Origin of the sequence: Pseudomonas sp. BIGb0278, from assembly GCF_024809895.1 — a bacterium.
Lineage (GTDB): Bacteria > Pseudomonadota > Gammaproteobacteria > Pseudomonadales > Pseudomonadaceae > Aquipseudomonas > Aquipseudomonas shirazensis.
In genome coordinates, this window is sequence record NZ_JANUEL010000001.1 from 927637 (window position 1) to 946691 (window position 19055).

19 protein-coding genes are annotated in these 19055 nt (G+C 62.1%); 11 read left to right on the forward strand and 8 right to left on the reverse strand.

Going from position 1 to position 19055, the window contains the following annotated elements; translation table 11 throughout:
- Nucleotides 1-3 precede the first annotated feature (3 nt).
- Entirely contained in the window at nucleotides 4-1095 is a 1092-nt protein-coding gene (locus tag M2396_RS04320) for a TerC family protein (RefSeq protein ID WP_259073351.1), read from the reverse strand.
- Nucleotides 1096-1259: 164 nt separating this feature from the next.
- Complete coding sequence (locus M2396_RS04325; protein WP_259073353.1) at nucleotides 1260-2567, reverse strand: phosphate ABC transporter substrate-binding/OmpA family protein; 1308 nt, start codon at nucleotides 2565-2567, stop codon at nucleotides 1260-1262.
- Nucleotides 2568-2760: 193 nt separating this feature from the next.
- Between M2396_RS04325 and M2396_RS04330 the strand changes: the two genes are divergently transcribed.
- From M2396_RS04330 to M2396_RS04345, 4 genes are all read left to right on the forward strand, one after another.
- Complete coding sequence (locus M2396_RS04330; protein WP_101319933.1) at nucleotides 2761-3645, forward strand: EamA family transporter; 885 nt, start codon at nucleotides 2761-2763, stop codon at nucleotides 3643-3645.
- Between the two features lie 53 nt (nucleotides 3646-3698).
- Nucleotides 3699-4019: a YbjQ family protein gene (locus M2396_RS04335; RefSeq protein WP_150572418.1), complete on the forward strand. Its 321-nt coding sequence runs from the start codon at nucleotides 3699-3701 to the stop codon at nucleotides 4017-4019.
- A gap of 138 nt (nucleotides 4020-4157) precedes the next feature.
- The gene (locus M2396_RS04340) at nucleotides 4158-4346 is read left to right on the forward strand and encodes a hypothetical protein (RefSeq protein WP_101319928.1); all 189 of its coding nucleotides are present in this window, start codon (nucleotides 4158-4160) and stop codon (nucleotides 4344-4346) included.
- A 182-nt stretch (nucleotides 4347-4528) separates the two neighbouring features.
- Nucleotides 4529-4822 (forward strand): hypothetical protein, encoded by a 294-nt coding sequence (locus M2396_RS04345; protein ID WP_101319926.1) that lies wholly within the window; start codon nucleotides 4529-4531, stop codon nucleotides 4820-4822.
- Between the two features lie 47 nt (nucleotides 4823-4869).
- Here M2396_RS04345 and M2396_RS04350 read toward each other — a convergent pair whose 3' ends face one another.
- Both M2396_RS04350 and ampC read right to left on the reverse strand, forming a co-directional pair.
- Nucleotides 4870-5199: a hypothetical protein gene (locus M2396_RS04350; RefSeq protein WP_101319924.1), complete on the reverse strand. Its 330-nt coding sequence runs from the start codon at nucleotides 5197-5199 to the stop codon at nucleotides 4870-4872.
- Nucleotides 5200-5495: 296 nt separating this feature from the next.
- Complete coding sequence (gene ampC / locus M2396_RS04355) at nucleotides 5496-6635, reverse strand: class C beta-lactamase (protein WP_259073358.1); 1140 nt, start codon at nucleotides 6633-6635, stop codon at nucleotides 5496-5498.
- Between the two features lie 123 nt (nucleotides 6636-6758).
- On the opposite strand from ampC, the gene M2396_RS04360 reads away from it, so the two are divergent.
- Nucleotides 6759-7757, forward strand: coding sequence for a bile acid:sodium symporter family protein (locus M2396_RS04360; protein WP_101319920.1), 999 nt, complete (start codon nucleotides 6759-6761; stop codon nucleotides 7755-7757).
- Between the two features lie 34 nt (nucleotides 7758-7791).
- Here M2396_RS04360 and yghU read toward each other — a convergent pair whose 3' ends face one another.
- Complete coding sequence (gene yghU / locus M2396_RS04365) at nucleotides 7792-8631, reverse strand: glutathione-dependent disulfide-bond oxidoreductase (protein ID WP_259073361.1); 840 nt, start codon at nucleotides 8629-8631, stop codon at nucleotides 7792-7794.
- A 261-nt stretch (nucleotides 8632-8892) separates the two neighbouring features.
- Here yghU and M2396_RS04370 point away from each other — a divergent pair, with 261 nt between their 5' ends.
- The 6 genes from M2396_RS04370 to M2396_RS04395 are packed head-to-tail and all read left to right on the forward strand — an operon-like array spanning nucleotide 8893 to nucleotide 14325.
- Nucleotides 8893-9744, forward strand: a complete 852-nt coding sequence (locus tag M2396_RS04370; RefSeq protein WP_188036107.1) for an STAS domain-containing protein — start codon at nucleotides 8893-8895, stop codon at nucleotides 9742-9744.
- A gap of 3 nt (nucleotides 9745-9747) precedes the next feature.
- The gene (locus M2396_RS04375) at nucleotides 9748-10110 is read left to right on the forward strand and encodes an STAS domain-containing protein (RefSeq protein WP_101319914.1); all 363 of its coding nucleotides are present in this window, start codon (nucleotides 9748-9750) and stop codon (nucleotides 10108-10110) included.
- Nucleotides 10107-10511, forward strand: coding sequence for an anti-sigma regulatory factor (locus M2396_RS04380; protein ID WP_188036106.1), 405 nt, complete (start codon nucleotides 10107-10109; stop codon nucleotides 10509-10511). The genes M2396_RS04375 and M2396_RS04380 overlap by 4 nt, the downstream gene beginning before the upstream one ends.
- On the forward strand, nucleotides 10502-11518 hold the full coding sequence (locus M2396_RS04385) for an ATP-binding protein (RefSeq protein WP_409035074.1): 1017 nt from the start codon (nucleotides 10502-10504) through the stop codon (nucleotides 11516-11518). The genes M2396_RS04380 and M2396_RS04385 overlap by 10 nt, the downstream gene beginning before the upstream one ends.
- Complete coding sequence (locus M2396_RS04390) at nucleotides 11511-12383, forward strand: sensor histidine kinase KdpD (RefSeq protein WP_150572414.1); 873 nt, start codon at nucleotides 11511-11513, stop codon at nucleotides 12381-12383. Before M2396_RS04385 ends, M2396_RS04390 begins: the two co-directional genes overlap by 8 nt.
- Entirely contained in the window at nucleotides 12373-14325 is a 1953-nt protein-coding gene (locus M2396_RS04395; protein WP_259073365.1) for a response regulator, read from the forward strand. The genes M2396_RS04390 and M2396_RS04395 overlap by 11 nt, the downstream gene beginning before the upstream one ends.
- Before the next feature lie 33 nt (nucleotides 14326-14358).
- Here the strand turns inward: M2396_RS04395 and M2396_RS04400 are convergent, their stop codons facing one another.
- The 3 genes from M2396_RS04400 to mrdA form a co-directional block, all read right to left on the reverse strand.
- Complete coding sequence (locus M2396_RS04400; RefSeq protein ID WP_101319906.1) at nucleotides 14359-15462, reverse strand: sigma-54-dependent Fis family transcriptional regulator; 1104 nt, start codon at nucleotides 15460-15462, stop codon at nucleotides 14359-14361.
- A 10-nt stretch (nucleotides 15463-15472) separates the two neighbouring features.
- On the reverse strand, nucleotides 15473-16690 hold the full coding sequence (locus M2396_RS04405) for an acyl-CoA dehydrogenase family protein (protein WP_259073367.1): 1218 nt from the start codon (nucleotides 16688-16690) through the stop codon (nucleotides 15473-15475).
- 225 nt (nucleotides 16691-16915) lie between these two features.
- Entirely contained in the window at nucleotides 16916-18802 is a 1887-nt protein-coding gene (mrdA, locus tag M2396_RS04410) for a penicillin-binding protein 2 (protein WP_259073370.1), read from the reverse strand.
- Nucleotides 18803-19055 lie beyond the last annotated feature (253 nt).

Genomic DNA, 19055 nt, shown 5'->3' on the forward strand with positions numbered 1-19055 from the left:
TGGCTAGCGGTTCCTCAGCGAGTCAGGATCTTCAGTGATCGCTCCCTCCTGAGTTGGGCGTGGTGTTGGCCGGTGATGAGCCACGGGGTCTGGTCCATGACCAGACTGGCCAACCGCTGTCGCGTCATTGCGGGTCTTGAGCAACGACAGCACGACCCCGCCCAGCAAGAGTGCAAAGGTCACCCCTAGCGAGAGCAGCGCCGGCACCTTGCCGATCAGGCCGTGATAGAAAATCTTGCAGCCGATGAAGATCAACACCAGTGCCAGCGCGTACTTCAGGTAGACGAACCGGTGCATCAGGGCGGACAGCGCGAAGTACAGCGAGCGCAAGCCAAGGATGGCGAAGATGTTCGAGGTGTAGACAATGAACGGGTCTTGAGTAATGGCAAAGATCGCCGGCACGCTGTCGACGGCAAACACCAGGTCGGCCAATTCGATCAACACCAGCGCCAGAAACAGCGGTGTGGCGTAACGCAGCGCTTTGCTTTCACCGGGCGGCGTCAGCCGGACAAAGAATTTTGCCCCGTGCACGTCGTCAGTGACGCGCATATGCCGGCGTACAAACCTCAGCACCGGGTTGTTGGCCAGGTCCGGTTGGCTATCCTCCTTGGACAAAGCCATTTTCACCCCGGTAAACAGCAGGAACGCGCCGAACAGGTAGAGCACCCAGGCAAAGTTCTGCACCAGCGCAGCGCCAACGCCGATCATGATCGCGCGCAGCACCACTACCCCGAGGATGCCCCAGAACAACACGCGGTGCTGGTAGCGGCGTGGGATGGCGAAGTAGCTGAAGATCATCGCCATGACGAACACGTTGTCCATCGACAGCGATTGCTCGACCAGGAAGCCGGTGTAGAACTCCAGCGCCGACTGCGCCCCCAACTCGAACCAGACCCAGGCGCCGAACAGTACGCCCACGCTGAAATAGCCTGAATACAGCAGCAGGCTTTCACGCATTTCGATTTCGCGTTCTTTGCGGTGCAGGACGCCAAGGTCAAGCACCAGCAGTCCAACCACGATGACGACGAAAATCAGCCACAGCCAGGCGCTGGTACCGAGTACGGGAGTAGTGAGGTAGGTCTGTAGAGCTGTCATGAGCCCCTCCTTGATTGTCGACGTTGCATGGCAACAGTGATCCGACATGGCGGCGTGGCAGCCGTCAGAGGGGCCCGGTATCACATGGGTTAGAGCCTAGACCCAGATGCCGGAGCTGCCGAGTGGCAGCCTGTTACATTTCTTTGCGTGGCCATCTGCATTCCTCAATACACCCACACCTCGACCCGGCGATTGCGGTGGCGGCCTTGCTCTTGCTCGTTGCCCGCTACCGGCAGCTCGGCGCCCATACCCAGCACGTCGATGTTCTGCACGCCTTCATGGGCCAGTTCGCGGCGCACTGCCATGGCCCGCAGGCGCGAGAGCAAGGCGGCCCTGCCCGGTGTTTCCTTGGGATCGCCGAAGCCGACCAATAGCGTCCTGGTTTGCTCGTGGCCGGCCTGCTGCAGGAAGTCTGCGACGCGGTGTACGTCGCGCAGCGCTTTGCTGTCCAGGCTCGCACTGCCTTCCTGGAAGCGAAAGTTCACCGTCAGCCGACGCCCTTCCAGAGCAAGGCTGCGGTAGCGCGCCGGCATGTCTGTCTGGGTAGGGATCGGCAAAGCTTTGACTTGCTGATTGACGAAGCCTTGTTCAGCAACGATGACCTGGCCGGCCGGGCTTTGGGCAAAATCAGCCAGCGCCTGGGCCAGCGGCTGCGGACTGGCCGGCAGGTAGAAGTACAAGCGCCGCGACAGCGGATAATCTTCACTGGCAACCAGCGCGCGGCTGGGCGGCAGGGCCGGCGCATCGCCGGCAGCAATGGCCAGGACCTTGGCACCATGCACGGCCGCAAGGCTGCTGAAGCCAATCGCTTGGCGGTCGCTCTGGACTTGCTCGACCAGCGCGTCGCTGGACTCGAAGCGCCGGGCCTCGCCACTCAGTGCGCTACGTACAGGGTCGAGGACCAATGCCTTGAAGGTCTCGAAGGTGCCGGAGCGGTCATCACGTGCATACAGTCGGATAGCACCGCCCGCTACGCCCAGTTGCTCCCAGCGGGTTACCTGGCCGGCAAACACCTGGGCCAGCTGCGCTGTGGTGAGGCTGGTCAGTGAATTGTCTGGATGGACGATCACGGCGACACCGTCGAGGCCGATGACCTGCTCGGAACGGCCGCTGCGCAAGTCGCCGAACGCCTGCAACTGATCTACCTCGACGTCACTGATCGGTCGCGAGGACGCAACCAGGTCTGCCGCGCCACTGCCCAGTGCAGCGAAACCGGTACTGCTGCCGTGAGCTGCGATCAGCACGCTGAGGAGTTCGCCATCGCGACCCTGCGCCGTAATGGCGATCTCGTTGGGCACAGCCCCTGCGGAATGCTCGATCGCCGTCGCGCCCTTGCTGCGCAGCATCCCCTGAACCAGCGCAGGCCCAAGCGCAGTGCCGATCGTGTTGGAGCCCTGAATACGCAGTTGCACCGGCTCAGCCAGGCAGAGCAGTGGCAGCGACAACAGCAGGAGTGAGAGCAGACGCGGCATGCCGGAGACCTGGGGCACAGTGATGCGCCGCAGATTACGACAGTTGCATGACTGGCAGATGACGGTGCTGGCTCAGCCGTGCTGCGCCAGACTGTAGCGCAACCCTGGCCTGCAACTGTGCGGGTCACGAGCGGCGAAAAACCCTTATGCTGTTACGAAATATATCTATAACAGTTTGGATAAGGACCTGATGATGCCGCTCAAGGACCTGTTGATCGCTCTGGTGGTGATCATCATCTGGGGAGTCAATTTCGTGGTGATCAAGGTAGGCCTCGATGGCTTGCCGCCGATGCTGCTGGGCGCCTTGCGCTTCTTGCTGGTGGCGTTCCCGGCCGTACTGCTGGTGAAGCGACCGAACCTGCCGTGGCGCTGGTTGATCGCCTATGGCGCGACGATCTCCCTGGGCCAGTTCGCCTTCTTGTTCCAGGCCATGCACAGCGGCATGCCGCCTGGGCTGGCGTCGCTGATCCTGCAGTCGCAGGCGTTCTTCACCCTGGGCTTTGCCGCGCTGTTTCTCGGCGAGCGCTTGCGCCCGGCCAGTGTCCTTGGCTTGCTGGTAGCGGCAGGCGGGCTTGTATTGATCGGCAGTGAGCACAGCAGCCATGTGCCGCTGATTGCGCTGTTGCTGACGCTATGTGGCGGTGCGATGTGGGGCATGGGCAACATCATCACGCGGCGCTTTGGCTCGGTGAATCTGGTGGCGCTGGTGGTGTGGGGCGGGCTGATTCCGCCGCTGCCGTTTCTGGCCTTGTCGTGGATGCTTGAGGGCCCCGAGCGAATCAGTCAGGCGTTGACCCATATCAGCTGGAGTTCAGTGGGCGCGCTGCTGTTTCTGGCGTATGCGGCAACCATGCTTGGCTACACCCTGTGGAGCACGCTGCTGTCGCGCCATCCAGCCGGCAAGGTTGCGCCGTTTTCATTGTTAGTGCCGGTAATTGGCCTGAGCTCATCGGCGTGGTTGCTGGGTGAGCGGCTCAGCGCTATTCAGGGCTGGGGCGCGCTGCTGGTAATGGTCGGCTTGTTGATCAATGTGTTTGGCAGTCGGCTGAGCCAGCGCCTGCGCGCGGCGCTTTGCTAAGATCGCTTCTTTTGCCCCGGCCATGCAGGCCGGGCAGCAGCAGGAGTATGTGCATGATCATCTCTACCACCAGCCAACTCGATGGCCGTCCGATTGGTGAATACCTGGGCTTGGTCAGCGCCGAATCGGTGCAGGGGATCAACTTCGTCCGCGATTTCTTTGCGCGCTTTCGGGATTTCTTCGGGGGGCGTTCGCAGACCCTTGAAAGTGCATTGAAGCTAGCCCGCGAGCAGGCTACCGCTGAGTTGATCGCCCGCGCGCGGCAGATGAATGCCGATGCAGTGGTCGGCGTGGACTTCGAAATCAGCATGCCCTCGGTGCAGGGTGGCATGGTGGTGGTGTTCGCCACGGGCACTGCAGTCAGGCTCAGATAAGGCCAAGTGCCACTGGTCAGTTATGGGCTTTTCGCCCGAGCAGTCCGAGAATGACCGGCTAGTCTCAGTTCAACAGCCGGGCTTTATCGGGCAAGCGAGGGGCTTGCCGGCGCGGTTAACTGTGCAGGGAGTTGGGCGATGAGCGAAGCTTTTGTCGAAGACCTTAATGACGTGTTTCCGATCAACAATCAGGTGCGCTGCGGGCAAGCGGCGTTTCGCCTGGGTTTTGCCCATATGACCCTGGATGACTCCGAGCAGATGCAGCCGGTGGCGTTGCAGCGCTGCAAGAAAGGGCGTTTCACCCCGCGGATTCCGGCGCGCAAGTAAAACAGTATCATTGGCACCGTGCAGCGGTCCCAAGCCAGGAAGGCCTACAGGATTTACGCCCAACGGCACACTTATGATGAGCTTTGTTGATTCTGCGCAAGTTAACAGTGAGTTGCACTCGCAGATGTAACAATGCTGTGGTCTGCTTGCGCTGCACTTTCAGAAAAGGAGGATTGACTGCAATGCGCATCAGGGAAGAAGCCTACCGGCATTGGGCCCAGTCACCGCTGCCCAGCCGCAGCCATGAAGAACAACTCAGCGACGGTATTACCATTGACGTGCAGGTCCGCCTGTCACGGCTTGGCGCCACGCAGATGTTCATCGGCATGTACAGCGACAACGGCACAGCATTGCTGGAAGAGTACTATCCGACACGGCCCGGCGAGACGACTACGCGGGCAATGGTGTGGGGTGTCAATCGGGCGCGGGCCATGAGCCTTGACGCTGCGCCGCAGCCGCAGCGGCTACGCGCATGAAAAAGCCCGGCCTTTGCAGGCCGGGCTCAACACCACAGTGAGGCCGCTCAGTTCAGTGGCTCGATCACCTTGGCTGCTTGCCGCTCACGGGCGGCAGGCCATTCCTGTTGCAGCGTTTCCAGCACGCGGCCAACGAACTCGGTGTCGGCTGCAGCCTTTTTGCCAACAAAGCCCTGGCCGCGGCGGTAGACCCTGAAGCTGGCGCAGGTGCTGGGCAGGTGCGCTGCAAATTCGTCTTCAAGGCTGTTCGGCGGCAGACGATCAAGGCGAACCTCGCCAGTCTGGCTGATCCACAGCAGGTGATCGTCAAGGCTGTCCTTGCGTGCAGCGAACAGCTCGGCCAATTGGTCAACAGTCGGTTTGTCGTTCAAATTCATGTTCATCATAAAGCCCCTATTACCCGTCGTTTAGTGATTTCACACTTGGCGCTCTACAGATGTAGCGCGCTTCCAAGGCTGCTACCGCAGCATTGCAACAGGGGCTTTTCACATGCTGCCTTTTGGACAGTTCCCTCTCCACGAACGACTTGCGTTACCGCGCAAGCCGTCTGGAATACCCTTGCCACCGCTCCCGATCAGGGAGACGGCTTAATCATGCCCAACGCCGATCAACGGCGTCAACAGTTTTGTAGTGAATATTTTTCCTCACTACATAATGTCCGACAATCCATCAGTCACTGCCCGGAAAGGATCTGGTAGGCCGCTTCGACACGGGCTTCATTGGGGTAATTGCGGTTGGCAAGCAGGGCGATACCCAGGCCTTTGCTGGGGATAAATGCAACGTAGGCACCGAAGCCACTGGTTGACCCCGTCTTGTTGTACCAAGCGCTAGCGTCGGCGGGGCTGGCCGGGCTCAAGCGGGTTACAGCCTGCGGCTCGCGGACCATACCGGCACCGTTGCCCGCGAGTAGTGTGGGCAGAGTCACGGGATGAGGGTAGCGCTCCCAACCAAGGCCCTGAGTCATGCGGCCCACCTGAAAGTAACCTTGGTGGGTGAGGGCGATGGCTTGCTTGAGTGGTGCAGTCAATTGCTCGGGCTGTACCTGCACGCGCACATAGCGCAGCGCGTCGACGATCGTCGTCTTGATGCCGTAGGCCTCATCAGCGAAGGCGCCGGGCGTGACCCGTACTGGCCGCTGCTGCGCGTCATAACCCTGGGCGTACTGGCTTTGTGCGCTGGCAGGCACCTGCAGGTAGGTGTGGTTGAGGCCAAGCTTTGGCAGCAGCGACTCTTCCATCAACTTCGCGAAGGGCAGCTTCTGCGCGCGCGCTGCCAGGTCGCCAAACAAGCCGAGGCTGGGGTTGGAATAGCAGCGCTGCGTGCCTGGCGCAGCCTTGCGTTGCCATTGCTGGAGGAACACCAGCGCCTGGGCGTCGCTCTCGACGTCATCCGGGAACTGTAATGGCAGGCAGTCGGCGCTATACGCGCCCAGCTCCAGCAGGGTGGCCTGGCCCAAGGCCGTGTTGCTCAGCGCAGGTTGATAGCGGCTGGCTGGCGCGGCCAGATCGACTTTACCCTCGGCACTGGCCAGCGCCACCAGTGTCGCTGTGTAAGTCTTGCTCAACGACCCGACTTCAAACAGGGTCTCGCGGCTTACCGGCTGGTGGTCGACCTTGTTAGCTTCGCCATAGGTAAAGATATGTTCTCGGCCATCGGCGAACACAGCAACTGCCATGCCTGGGATCGCGTGTTTTTCCATCAACGGTTTGACCACGGCATCGACCCGAGATTGCAGATCATCAGCAAGGCTGTGCGTACTGGCCAGCGAGCAGGTGAGGCCAAGCAGGGTGAGAAGTGTGCGGGAAGTGAGCATGGGATTCCTGTCTTCAGTGTATGCGGTGTCCGTTGCGCGACATTGGCGGGCGTTCCAGCGTTAGCGCAGATAAGCCGCAGACCTTATCGTCGTGCGCTGCACGATGACAACAAGGAATGAGTAATGAAGTACCTCCGCATGCTGTTCGACAACTTCACCCTGGCCCTGCTCGGCGTGGTGCTGATCGCTACGCTGCTGCCGTGCTCGGGCCAGGGTGCAGTGGTGTTCGGCTGGTTGACCAACCTGGCTATCGGCCTGCTGTTCTTCCTGCATGGGGCCAAGCTGTCGCGCGAGGCAATCATCAAGGGTGCTGGCCACTGGCGTCTTCACCTGCTGGTGTTCTCCTGCACCTTCGTCCTGTTTCCGCTGCTGGGGCTGGCGTTCAAGCCGCTGTTCGTGCCGTTGGTAGGCAACGAGCTGTACCTGGGCGTGCTCTATTTGTGTGCCTTGCCGGCCACGGTGCAATCGGCAATCGCCTTTACCTCGCTGGCGCGCGGCAACGTCCCGGCAGCGATCTGCAGCGCAGCGGCTTCGAGCTTGTTGGGGATCTTCCTCACCCCGCTGCTGGTGATGCTGCTGTTGGGTGCCGACGGCAATACTGGCTCGGGCCTGGACGCGGTGCTGAAAATCACCCTGCAGTTGTTGGTGCCATTCGTGGCCGGCCAGATCGCCCGGCGCTGGATCGGCGACTGGGTCAAGCGCAACGCGCGCTGGCTGAAGATCGTCGATCAGGGCTCGATTCTGCTGGTGGTCTACACCGCGTTCAGTGAAGCGGTTGTCACCGGGCTCTGGCACACCGTGTCGCCACAACATCTGGCCGGCCTGTTCGCCGTGTGCGGGATACTGCTGGCGGTAGTGCTGTTGGGCGTGCGGGTGCTCGGCCGAGCGCTCGGCTTCAGTGTCGAAGACCGCATCACCATTTTGTTTGCTGGCTCGAAGAAAAGCCTGGCTACCGGTGTGCCCATGGCGCAGGTGCTGTTCGTCGGTAGCGGGATCGGCGCGATGATCCTGCCGTTGATGCTGTTCCATCAAATTCAATTGATGGTCTGTGCAGTGCTGGCCCAGCGTTATGCCAGCCGCAAGGAAGAGGTCGAGGGCGAAGCAGCTTCGTCCTCAACGTAACTGGCCGGGGCGCAGCCCCGGCACGGGTTACTGGTTAATCCAGGTCTTGCGCAGAGTGACGCTCTGCAACCTGCGTGGCCTCATCGCCCCAGGTGCGGTTGACCCGCGTGCCGCGTTGTACTGCCGGGCGCTGGGCAATTGCTTCGGCCCAGCGTTGCACGTTGGGGTATTCCTCGACGGCGAGGAACTGCGCCGCGTCATACAGGTTGCCGCGCACCAACTGGCCGTACCAGGGCCATACGGCGATGTCGGCGATACTGTACTCGTCACCGCCCAGATAAGGGCTTTCGGCCAGGCGCCGCTCAAGGACATCCAGCTGGCGCTTGGCTTCCATGGTGAAGCGGTTGATGGCGTACTCGATCTTCTCCGGCGCATACACATAGAAGTGGCCGAAGCCGCCGCCCAAGTAGGGTGCTGCGCCCATCTGCCAGAACAGCCAGTTGAGTGTCTCGGTTCGTGCGGCTGGGGCGCTCGGCAGCAGCTCACCGAACTTCTCTGCCAGATACAGCAGGATCGAGCCCGATTCAAACACCCGCACCGGTGGCTGTTGGCTGCAGTCAAGCAGTGCCGGGATCTTCGAGTTGGGGTTGACCGCCACAAAACCGCTGGAAAATTGCTCGCCCTCGCCAATGCGGATCAGCCAGGCGTCGTACTCGGCGCCGCTATGGCCGAGTGCCAATAATTCTTCAAGGAGAATGGTCACCTTGACGCCGTTGGGCGTCGCCAGCGAGTACAACTGCAGCGGCTGTTTGCCCTGTGGCAAGGCCTGCTCGTGGGTGGCGCCTGCCACCGGACGGTTGGTGCTGGAGAACTTGCCGGCCTTGGCGGGCTCGTTGTGCCAGACCTTGGGCGGTACGTACTGTGAGTCGCTCACAAAGAACTCTCCTAGAATGCGCGGTTTCTGTTAAAAAGCTCACCTATAGATCTATGCCACGGCGGTGTCGTTCAGGGCAAGTGCCTTGTCGGCATGGCGTGCTGGCCCATGAATGGCAAACATGACCTAGAGTTAGCTGCAGCGCAGCGGGCATGCGAGCGATTTATTGCAGTTTTTCTCAACTATTCATATCCGCGGATGTCATTCAATGCGAAGTGAATGATCGATGGCATCTCAGCAAGTTTTCGGAGTTAACCGCATATGGCAGCACTGCAAGGCAGCACCCTGGAAGCGATCGTCGGCAATCAGCCAAAGTTGCTCAATGATTGGCAGACAGCGCTTGAAGCCAGCGGCGCTTCGCGTAACGTCAAAGAGCACGACCTGCGTCAGCAAACCCGTGAGTTTCTGCAACTGATCGTAGATGGCTTGCGCCATGAGGGCAGTGACAACCCAGCGGCTGCGGGCTGGGAAGAAACCCGCCGCTTCCTCGACAAACTCTCCGCCAGCCGTGCCCAGCTCGGCCAGGAGTCGCATCAGACTGCCTCGTTCATCTTTTCGCTGAAAGGCCCGCTGTTTGCGCTGCTGCAAACCCAGTACCGCGATCAGCCAGCCGAGCTTGCCGAACAGCTGTGGCAAATTTCCGAGCTGTTCGATGCGTTTGGCCTGCACACCATCCGCACCTATCAAAAGACCCGTGAAGGAGTGATCAAGCGCCAGCAGGAAGAGCTGCTCGAGCTGTCCACTCCAGTGGTCAAACTATGGGAAGGCGTGCTCGCGCTGCCATTGATCGGCACACTCGACTCGCACCGCAGCCAGACCGTCATGGAGTCGCTGCTGCAGCGCATTGTCGATACCGGTTCGGAAATCGCCATCATCGACATCACCGGCGTGCCGACCGTGGACACACTGGTTGCTCAGCACCTGCTCAAGACCGTCACCGCAATCCGCCTGATGGGCGCTGATTGCATCATCAGTGGCGTGCGCCCGCAGATCGCCCAGACCATCGTGCACCTGGGCCTGGACCTGGGCACCCTGACCACCAAATCGAACCTGGCCGATGCACTGAAACTCGCGCTCAAGCGCCTGGGCACCGACATCGGCGAGCGGGCGTAAACGATGGAGCGTATCCCGATCCTGCAGATGGGCCAGTTTTTGCTGGTGACCATCCAGGTAGACATGCATGACGAGCTGGCGCTGCGCCTGCAGGATGACCTGACCAGCCGCATCGACCAGACCAACGCCCGCGGTGTGCTGATCGATATCTCGGCGCTGGACATGGTCGATTCGTTCATCGGCCGCATGATCGCCACCATTTCCGGCCTGTCGCGCATTCTTGATGCCGAGACGGTGCTGGTGGGCATGCAGCCTGCGGTGGCCATCACCCTGGTTGAACTGGGGCTGACTTTGCCCGGTGTCAGTACGGCACTGAACGTTGATCGCGGCATGCACCTGCTGCGCCAGCGGGTAGGCCAGTCATGAACGTCCGCGATAGCGGCAGTCATCCGGTACGCATCGAGCAGGATGTGGTGCTTGCGCGTCAACTGGCGCGCAAGCTGGCCAGCGAATGCGGCATGCGCCTGGTCGACCTGACCAAGATGGTCACCGCCGTCAGCGAGCTGGCGCGTAACACCGTGGTGTATGGCGGTGGCGGCGACATGGACTGGGAGATCATCGACGGCCTTGGCCGGGTGGGTCTGCGTCTGGTGTTTCGTGACGAAGGCCCGGGTATCCCCGATACCAAGCTGGCCCTGACCGACGGCTGGACCTCTGGCAACGGCATGGGCCTGGGCCTTACCGGAGCGCGCCGATTGGTCGACGAGTTCGAGTTGGATACTGCCCCAGGGCAAGGCACTCGGGTGACCATAACTCGATGGACATGACTTTTGCCGCCAGCCTGACCCAGGTGTTGACGCTCGATGACAGCAGCCAGGTGGGTCATGCCCGGCGTACCGTGCAAAAGCTTGCCGAAGACCACGGTTTTGATCAGGCCGACGCAGGCCGTGCGGCGCTGGTTGCCACTGAGCTTGCCAGCAATGTGCTCAAGCATGCCGAACGCGGCGAACTGCACCTGCGTGTTTTGCCGCATGGCGCGGCGCATGCACTCGAGATCTTGGCCATCGACCGAGGCCCTGGCTTTGACGTGCATGCCTGCCTGACGGACAGGTATTCCACAGCCGGTACCCAAGGCATCGGCCTTGGCGCGGTCAGCCGCCAGGCGCAGGTGTTCGATGTGTATGCGGACGAGCGCGGCGCGGCAGTGCTGGCGCGTTTGCATCGTCGCGATGTCAAGGGCGCCGACGTACGCATCGGCGTCAGTCAGCATTCTTTGCATAACGATCCAGCCTGTGGCGACACCTGGTATGTCGCCCGCGATCAGCAGCGCCTGAGTGCTCTGGTGGTCGATGGCCTCGGTCATGGCAGCGAGGCTGCCTCTGCCGCCATGGCGGGCGCTACGGAATTTGCTCGGACCCCATTCAGCGAGCCCGAACAGTTGCTCGCCGAAATGCACAACGCCATGGGCGGCACCCGCGGCGGCGCGGCGGCGATTGCCCAGTATGACGCTGCAGCGGACAACCTGGCCTTTATCGGTATCGGCAACATCGGTGCGACGCTGGTAGGCGGCGAACGTCCGCGCGGGCTGACCTCGTATCCCGGCATCGTCGGCGGTCAATACCGCAAGGGTCAGGTGTTTAACTACGCTCAGGTACAGGGAAATCTGTTGATCATGTACAGCGACGGGCTGCAATCGCGTTGGAACCTGCAAGCCTATCCGGGCCTGGCCCCGCGCCACCCGGCGATCATCGCTGGGGTTCTGCACCGGGATTTTTGCCGCGGTCGTGATGATGTCACCGTATTGGTCATTGACCTGGAGGCTGCTTATGCCTGAACAGATTCCCGGTTCGGCCGAGCAGGCCGCCCTCATCAGCCGCTTGCAAGCCGACAACGAAGCGTTGCGCGATGAGCTTGAAGAGACCAATCAGGGCGTGCTCGCACTATATGCCGAGCTGGACGTGCAGGCTGAGCAATTGCGCCAGGCATCCGACCTCAAGAGCCGCTTCCTGGCCTACATGAGCCACGAATTCCGCACGCCGCTGGGCTCGATCCTGAGCATCACCAGCCTGCTCGCTGACGAAATCGACGGGCCGCTGAGCAAAGAACAGCAGTTGCAGGTGGGATTTATCAGCTCGGCAACCCGCGAGCTCAGCGACATGGTCGACGACTTGCTCGACCTGGCCAAGATCGAGGCCGGGCGGATCAATATCTCGCCAGCCTGGTTCGATATGCTCGACCTGTTCGCCGCCTTGCGCGGGATGTTCCGGCCGATCGTCGACATGGGCGCGGTCGACCTGATCTTCGAAGAACCGCAGGGCTTGCCGCAGCTGTATACCGATGACAAGAAGCTGGCGCAGATCCTTCGCAACTTCATTGCCAACGCCCTGAAATTCACCTTGCGTGGCGAGATCCGCGTGTCGGCCCGTCTGCACGGTACTGACCGCGTCCGCTTTGCCGTCAGTGATTCGGGTATCGGTATTGCCCCGGAACTGCTCGGCGCCCTGTTCGAAGATTTCGCCCAGGTCGACTCGCCTTTGCAGAAACGCCTGCGCGGGACTGGCTTGGGCCTGTCCTTGTGTAAACGCTTCGCTGCGCTGTTGGGCGGAGAAGTGGGCGTAGAAAGTGAACCCGGGGTCGGCTCGACGTTCTTTGTAATCATCCCGCTTGCCATCGCCCAGGAGAGCGCCGATGAGCTCTGAGATCCGCCTGCTGATCGTCGACGACAACGCCACCACGCGCTACGCGCTGCGTCGGCGGCTGGCCCTGCACGGCTATCAGGTACTCGAGGCAGGCACTGGCGGCGACGGCCTGGAGATGATCCGCAATGAACAGATCGATGCGCTGATCCTGGATGTGAACCTGCCGGACATGAGCGGTTTCGATGTCGTACGCCTGTTGCGCGCCGATCCCGAGACAGCGCTGCTGCCGGTGATCCATGTCTCGGCTGCGTCGATCCTGACCGGAGACATCATTACCGGTCTTGAGGCCGGAGCCGATGCCTACCTGGTGCACCCGGTCGACCCGGATGTGCTGCAGGCGACTCTGCGCACCTTGCTGCGGGTGCGTGACACCGAGCGTGCACTGCGTGACAGCGAGGCGCGTTTTCGCGAGATCTTCAGCAACGTGTCGGCGCCGATTGCGGTGCTGGATGCCCAGTTCAAAGTGCATGAGTGCAACCATGCATTCGCTCAGCTGATTCAGGATAATCAGCAGCCTGAAGTGCTGCTGGAATGCTTCACCCCGGGCCAGGAACTGGCCCTGGCTGCCTTGCGTCAGCACCTGGCAGACGGCGAGCGCTGGCGCGGTACCTTGGGCATGACGGTGAAAGGCCAGTTGCGCGACACCGACTGGCAGTTGTCGCCATACCGCACGCCGGGCCTGTGCCTGGTATTTGTCGAAGACGTTACCGAGCATCGCCATCGCGAGCGCTCGCACCTGGCCAAGCTCGACGATGCCAACATTCAGCTGGCCCGCGAGATGGCCCAGCGCGCGCGCACCGAGGCGCAGCTGCTGCAGTTGCAGAAAATGGACGCCCTGGGCAGCCTGACTGGCGGTATCGCCCACGACTTCAACAACCTGCTCACCGGGATCATCACCAGCCTGGAGTTGATCCGTAAACGCGTCGGCGAGAACCGCCTCGAGAAAGTCCCCCATTATGCCGATGCCGCGCTGAGCTCGGCGATGAGCGCGGCCTCGCTGACTCATCGTCTGCTGGCCTTCGCGCGGCAGCAGCCGCTGGATACCCACCCGGTCGACGTCAACGAGCGCGTACGTTCGCTGCAAGAGCTGCTGACCCGCACCATCGGTGAACGCATCGATCTGCAGTTGCAACTGAGCGAGTGCCCGGCGACCGCGCTGGTCGACCCGGTGCAACTGGAAAGCGCCGTGCTCAACCTGGTGATCAACGCCCGCGATGCGTTGATCAAAGGCGGGCATATCTGGGTCACTACTTCAGCAGTCGTGGCCCGCGCCGACCCCAATCTTCAGGATGGCGCTTACATCGCCGTGACGGTGCGCGATGACGGCAGTGGTATCGCCCCGGACCTGCTGGAGAAGGTCTTCGACCCATTCTTCACCACCAAACCTTTGGGGCAGGGCACCGGCCTTGGTCTGTCGACCATCTACGGCTTCGCTCGTCAGTCTGGTGGGCATGTCGCGTTGCGCAGCGTGCAGGGACAGGGCACAGAAGTGACCTTGCTGCTGCCTGCGAGCAATCGCGAGGCGGTTAGTGAAGCACTGGTTGCGCACGTTGATCAAAGAGGCGCAGGTGAGCATGTGCTGATCGTCGAGGACATGGCTTCGGTACGCCTGTCGGTGGCTGAGGTGATGGCTGACGCCGGCTACCGCTATACCTTGGCGGAAACCATCGAGCAGGCGCTGGACCATCTGCGCAACGACAGCAGTATCGAACTGCTGCTCACCGATGTCGGTCTGCCAGGCATCAGCGGTCGCGAGCTGGCTGATATGGCCCGGGTTTATCGGCCAGGCTTACCGGTGCTGTTCATGACCGGCTACGCCGAAACCGCGCTGGATCGGCAGGCGTTTCTCGGCTCGGGCATGGATATGCTGATCAAGCCGTTCCAGATTGGCGAGCTGCTGGCCAAGGTCTGTCGTTCACTCGGGCGGGTCAGCCCAGACTGACCCTGGCTGCAGCCTGGCGAGCCGGGCTGCAGGTCAGATGGACAAACCCACCACACGGCTATGCACGCTTTCCTCCTGATTGCGGCGCTTGTTCACCACCAGTTCGCCAATCGCGATCAAGCGGGTGCGCGTGACATTGCGCGACAGCCCCAGCAACTGCGCGGTATGCACCTGGTTGTAGTGACAGAAGTGATACGCCGAACGCAGCAGGGCGTTCTCGACTTTCTCGAACAACTCACCGGAGTGCTCCTCAAACAGCCGGCTGAACGCCTGCTCCAGCAGCTCTTCTGCCGAACCACCATGGCTGGCGGCGGCATCCTCCTGGCGCTCCAGGCGCAGGTTGGACATGCGCAGATCCTGCGCCTGGATTTCACCGTTGCCGCAGGTCAGCAGGCTGTGATGGATGACGTTTTCCAGCTCGCGAATATTGCCCGGCCAGCTGTATTCGACCAGCTTGGCCTGCGCGCGTGGGCTGAGCTCGACCGGGCCATAACCCAAGCGCTCGCTGTAGCGGCGGATGAAATGGCGCACCAGCGGCATGATATCGCCGGGGCGATCACGTAGCGGGTGCAGCGACAGCGTCACTACGCTCAGGCGGTAGTACAGGTCTTCGCGAAAATGCCCGGCATTGATGGCTTTTTCCAGCTGCACGTTGGTCGCTGCCAGCACCCGCACATTGATCGGGATGCTCTTGCGCGAGCCTAGCCTGACCACCTCGCGCTCCTGCAACACGCGCAGCAGCTTGACCTGAATCGGCAAGGGCAGGTCGCCTATCTCGTCGAGAAACAGCGTGCCGCCGTTGGCTTCCTCGAACCAGCCGGCCTTGGCGGCGAGCGCGCCGGTAAAGGCGCCTTTCTCGTGGCCGAACAACTCGGCCTCGACCAGCGACTCGGAAAACGCCCCGCAGTTGACCGCGATGAACGGCCCGTTGCGACGCCCGCTGAGGTCGTGGATATGGCGCGCCACCAGCTCCTTGCCCGTGCCGGTCTCGCCGATGATCAGCACGCTGGCCTCACTTGGCGCAACCTGTTGCAGGTGGGCCAGCAGCGCCTGCGAACGGGGGTCTTCGAAGACCTGCGCAGTCGCCCGGATCGAGGTGGCCAGTGAAGGTGACGGAGGGAGGGTGAGCAATTGCATGGGCGTGCCTTTAGGAATAGAAGGACGGGACAGGGCGCTTGCCGTTGAGGGCCCACTCGCCGAGCTCGTGGATGCGGTAATCCACGGGGTCGTGCAGGGTTTGCGTGCGCAGGTTGCGCCAATGCCGGTCGAAGCGCAGTGAGGCATGGGTGGCGCGGGCACCGGTGACTTCGAACAGGCGGTTGCAGATATCCAGGCCGTGGCGGGTTGCCGCGACCTTGGCCGTGCCGATGGCCAGCGCGAGGTCGCCGCGTTGCTCTGCACTCAACCCATGCTCCTGCTGCCAGGCAGCATCGAGCTGGTCGGCGGCGCGCTCGATCAGCAAACGCACGCTTTCCAGGCCCACCCAGAACTCGCCGTAATGACGCAGCACATAAGGGTCTTCGCTGACCTGTGCCGCGCTGGAGCGGAACCAGGGGCGGCTTTCCTTGAGGCTGTACTGGCGCGCTTCGGCAAAGGCGCCTTCGGCGATGCCGAGGAACAGGTTGGCGAAGTGCAACTGAGCGATCAGCGGGCGCAAGGCGGCGAATGGCGTGCTCAGCGGGCCTGGATCGAGCAGTAGTTCGTCCTGCTCGACCCGCACCCGTTCGAAGGTGGCGCTGCCGCTGTCGGTCTGGCGTTGGCCAATGTTGTTCCAGTCGTTGTGCAGGCTGATGCCGGTGCGGGCGCTGGGGATGGCCGCGATCAATAGCTTGCCGCCGGCACGTTCGTCCACGGCCGAGGCGATCAGCATCTCTGAATCGCTGGCGCCGGAGCAGAAGCTCTTTTGCCCGGAGAACTCGCACCAGCCGTCGAAGTGCTTGACCACGGTGCGGGTGTCCAGAGGGTTGAGGGCGTTACCCCAGAACCAATGCTTGCGCGCCGTCTGCTCGAACCATGGTTGCCATTGCTCGGACCGCGAGAACAGGCGCACGGTGGCCAGCATCAAGTGATGAAAACCGAACACATGGGCAATCGAGCTATCGACCCGGGCGAATTCGCGCACCACTTCGAGCGTTTCGCGCCAGTTGGCGCCCTGGCCGCCATAGGCGGTGGGGATGGTCAGCGCGAGCAGGCCACTGCTGCGCAGGGCGTCACGCTCGCGCTTGGGCGTGCCGCCGCGTTCGTCGCGCTCGACTGCGGTTTGAGCAAACTGCTCAGCCAGCTCGCGGGCAATGCCAAGGGCCGAGGAGCGAGCGGGGCGGGCAATACCGCCGGCCAGGGCAGCGTTGTCGAGCGGGTTGCTCATGGGCGAGTCTCCAGGTCAATTGAGCGGGGGACTTTGCTTGAGCAATCGTCGAGGCTGTTGGGGCTTGCTGTTGATGGGGTGCTGCGCTGCAGACAGTTGGCCAGCTGTTGGCGGCTGTACAGTGCAGACAGTTATAGAAGAACTGGGGTTATTTAAAAAGGAATAAGAAAGAATACTCTTATTCCTTTATAGGGTTTCTGTATGCGTGGCCGTCTGCGCAGCGAGTCAGGAATGCGGCGAAGCGTGCTCGCCACCGGCATATTCGGGCTTCAGATGGCCCTGGCTGTCCAGCAGCCAGGCATCCATCACCTCGCGCACCACCGGACCGGCGACGCGGCCGCCGGCTTCGCCGTTTTCGATCATCACCGCCACCACAATCGAGGGATGCTCGGCAGGGGCGAAACCGACGAACAAGGCATTGTCGCGGTGCCGCTCCAGGGTCTTGTTGCGGTCGTAGCGCTCGCCCTGACGAATCGCCACTACCTGCGCGGTACCGCTCTTGCCGGCAATTCGGTACTGGGCGCCAGCCGCCGAGGCGCGGGCGATGCCACGCGGGTCGTGCATGACCATCTGCATGCCCTGGCTGACCTGGTCCCACGCGCGCTTGTCGTGCAGGACGATATCCGGCATCGGGTGCGGATCCTGCGGCGGCTCGCCACCAATGCTCCGGGCCAGGTGCGGGCGGTGCCACACGCCTTTGCTGGCGAGCAGGCTGGTGGCTTGGGCCAGCTGCAACGGGGTGACCTGCATGTAGCCCTGGCCAATCCCCAGGATCAGCGTTTCACCGGGGAACCACGCCTGACGGCGAGTCGCGCGCTTCCATTGCTGCGAAGGCATCAGCCCGGCGGCTTCCTCGAACATGTCCAACGAGACCTTCTGGCCGAGGCCGAACTCGGCCATGTAGTCATGCAGGCGGTCGATGCCCAGCTTGTGCGCGAGGTCATAGAAGTAGGTGTCGTTGGAGCGCATGATCGCGGTGTACATGTCTACCCAGCCATCGCCGCTGCGGTTCCAGTTGCGGTACTTGTGGTCGTAGTTGGGCAGCTCGTAGTAGCCGGGGTCGAACACCCGGTTGGCGGGCGTCATTACGCCGCTGTCGAGGCCGGCGATGGCCACCTCCGGCTTGATCGTCGAACCCGGCGCATACAAACCGCGCAGCACCCGGTTGAACAGCGGCCGGTCGATCGAATCGCGCAGCGCGGCGTATTGCTTGAAGCTGATGCCTTTGACGAACAGGTTGGGATCAAAGCTTGGGTTGCTGACCATCGCCAGCACATCGCCGGTGGCGGGGTCGAGCGCCACCACCGAGCCACGGCGATCGCCCAGGGCTTTTTCGGCGGCCTGTTGCAGCTGCACGTCAAGGCTGAGGATGATGTCCTTGCCCGGGATCGGGTCCTGATGGCGGAGCACGCGCATGACCCGGCCCTGGGCGTTGGTCTCGACCTCTTCGTAGCCGACATGGCCGTGCAACTGATTCTCGTAGAAGCGCTCGACGCCAGTCTTGCCGATCGACTGGGTACCGCGGTACTCGGTGCTGTCGAGGGTCTTGGCTTCCTTCTCGTTGATCCGGCCGACATAGCCCACCGAGTGCGCAAAGTGCTCATTGAGCGGGTACTCACGGATAAACTGCGGCTCTACATCAAGCCCCGGCAGGCGGAACTGATTGACGGCGATCAGGGCGATCTGTTCTTCGCTCAGGCCCACCATCAAGGTCACCGGTTCGAACGGTTTACGCCCACGGCGCAGATCCTTGTTGAACTGCTGACGGTCGTCGTCGGCCAGGCCGAGAATCTGCGTCAGGCTGTCGAGCACCTTGGCTGAATCGCCGGCGCGCTCGCGGGTCATGGTCAGGTTGAAGCTGGGCTTGTTGTCGGCCAGCACGACGCCGTTGCGGTCGTAGATCAGGCCGCGCTCAGGCGCGATCGGCAGCACGTGCACGCGGTTGTTTTCGGAAACGGCGCTTTGCTGATCGTGCTGCAGCACCTGCAGCACGTACAGGCGAGCGATCAGCACCGCAACGAGGCTGCAGGTCAGCACGGCGCAGACCAACAGGCGGCGGTTGACCAGCTGCTTTTCCTGTTCGTGATCCTTGAGGGGGATGGGTTGGGGCATGCGCGTTCTTCGGGGTGGAGAGGTCACCGGGTCGGCGATGCTACGCAAGCACCCGCTGCTGCTCAAGCAAGCCGCCCCCGGCGAGCCTGCCCGGATGGCCCGTCAGCCCCGGCAGCACTGAGCCGCAGCCTTGCATGAATATTCATTCATGTGACTCATCAGGGCACGGCTTGCTGCACTGCTACTGCATGGCGTGCTCGTCTGATCGAGGCCTCTTGCAGCAGGGTAATCACCCCGTATCGGACTTGCGCCC

Bases quoted from the DNA above. Each gene is read 5' to 3' on its own strand.
- M2396_RS04380 (WP_188036106.1), top strand. From the start codon at position 10,107: ATGAACGTCCGCGATAGCGGCAGTCATCCGGTACGCATCGAGCAGGAT.
- M2396_RS04335 (WP_150572418.1), top strand. From the start codon at position 3,699: ATGATCATCTCTACCACCAGCCAACTCGATGGCCGTCCGATTGGTGAA.
- M2396_RS04400 (WP_101319906.1), bottom strand. From the start codon at position 15,462: ATGCAATTGCTCACCCTCCCTCCGTCACCTTCACTGGCCACCTCGATC.
- M2396_RS04395 (WP_259073365.1), top strand. From the start codon at position 12,373: ATGAGCTCTGAGATCCGCCTGCTGATCGTCGACGACAACGCCACCACG.
- ampC (WP_259073358.1), bottom strand. From the start codon at position 6,635: ATGCTCACTTCCCGCACACTTCTCACCCTGCTTGGCCTCACCTGCTCG.
- M2396_RS04405 (WP_259073367.1), bottom strand. From the start codon at position 16,690: ATGAGCAACCCGCTCGACAACGCTGCCCTGGCCGGCGGTATTGCCCGC.
- M2396_RS04320 (WP_259073351.1), bottom strand. From the start codon at position 1,095: ATGACAGCTCTACAGACCTACCTCACTACTCCCGTACTCGGTACCAGC.
- M2396_RS04345 (WP_101319926.1), top strand. From the start codon at position 4,529: ATGCGCATCAGGGAAGAAGCCTACCGGCATTGGGCCCAGTCACCGCTG.
- M2396_RS04340 (WP_101319928.1), top strand. From the start codon at position 4,158: ATGAGCGAAGCTTTTGTCGAAGACCTTAATGACGTGTTTCCGATCAAC.
- M2396_RS04330 (WP_101319933.1), top strand. From the start codon at position 2,761: ATGCCGCTCAAGGACCTGTTGATCGCTCTGGTGGTGATCATCATCTGG.
- M2396_RS04325 (WP_259073353.1), bottom strand. From the start codon at position 2,567: ATGCCGCGTCTGCTCTCACTCCTGCTGTTGTCGCTGCCACTGCTCTGC.
- mrdA (WP_259073370.1), bottom strand. From the start codon at position 18,802: ATGCCCCAACCCATCCCCCTCAAGGATCACGAACAGGAAAAGCAGCTG.
- M2396_RS04360 (WP_101319920.1), top strand. From the start codon at position 6,759: ATGAAGTACCTCCGCATGCTGTTCGACAACTTCACCCTGGCCCTGCTC.
- M2396_RS04370 (WP_188036107.1), top strand. From the start codon at position 8,893: ATGGCAGCACTGCAAGGCAGCACCCTGGAAGCGATCGTCGGCAATCAG.
- M2396_RS04385 (WP_409035074.1), top strand. From the start codon at position 10,502: ATGGACATGACTTTTGCCGCCAGCCTGACCCAGGTGTTGACGCTCGAT.
- M2396_RS04390 (WP_150572414.1), top strand. From the start codon at position 11,511: ATGCCTGAACAGATTCCCGGTTCGGCCGAGCAGGCCGCCCTCATCAGC.
- M2396_RS04350 (WP_101319924.1), bottom strand. From the start codon at position 5,199: ATGAATTTGAACGACAAACCGACTGTTGACCAATTGGCCGAGCTGTTC.
- M2396_RS04375 (WP_101319914.1), top strand. From the start codon at position 9,748: ATGGAGCGTATCCCGATCCTGCAGATGGGCCAGTTTTTGCTGGTGACC.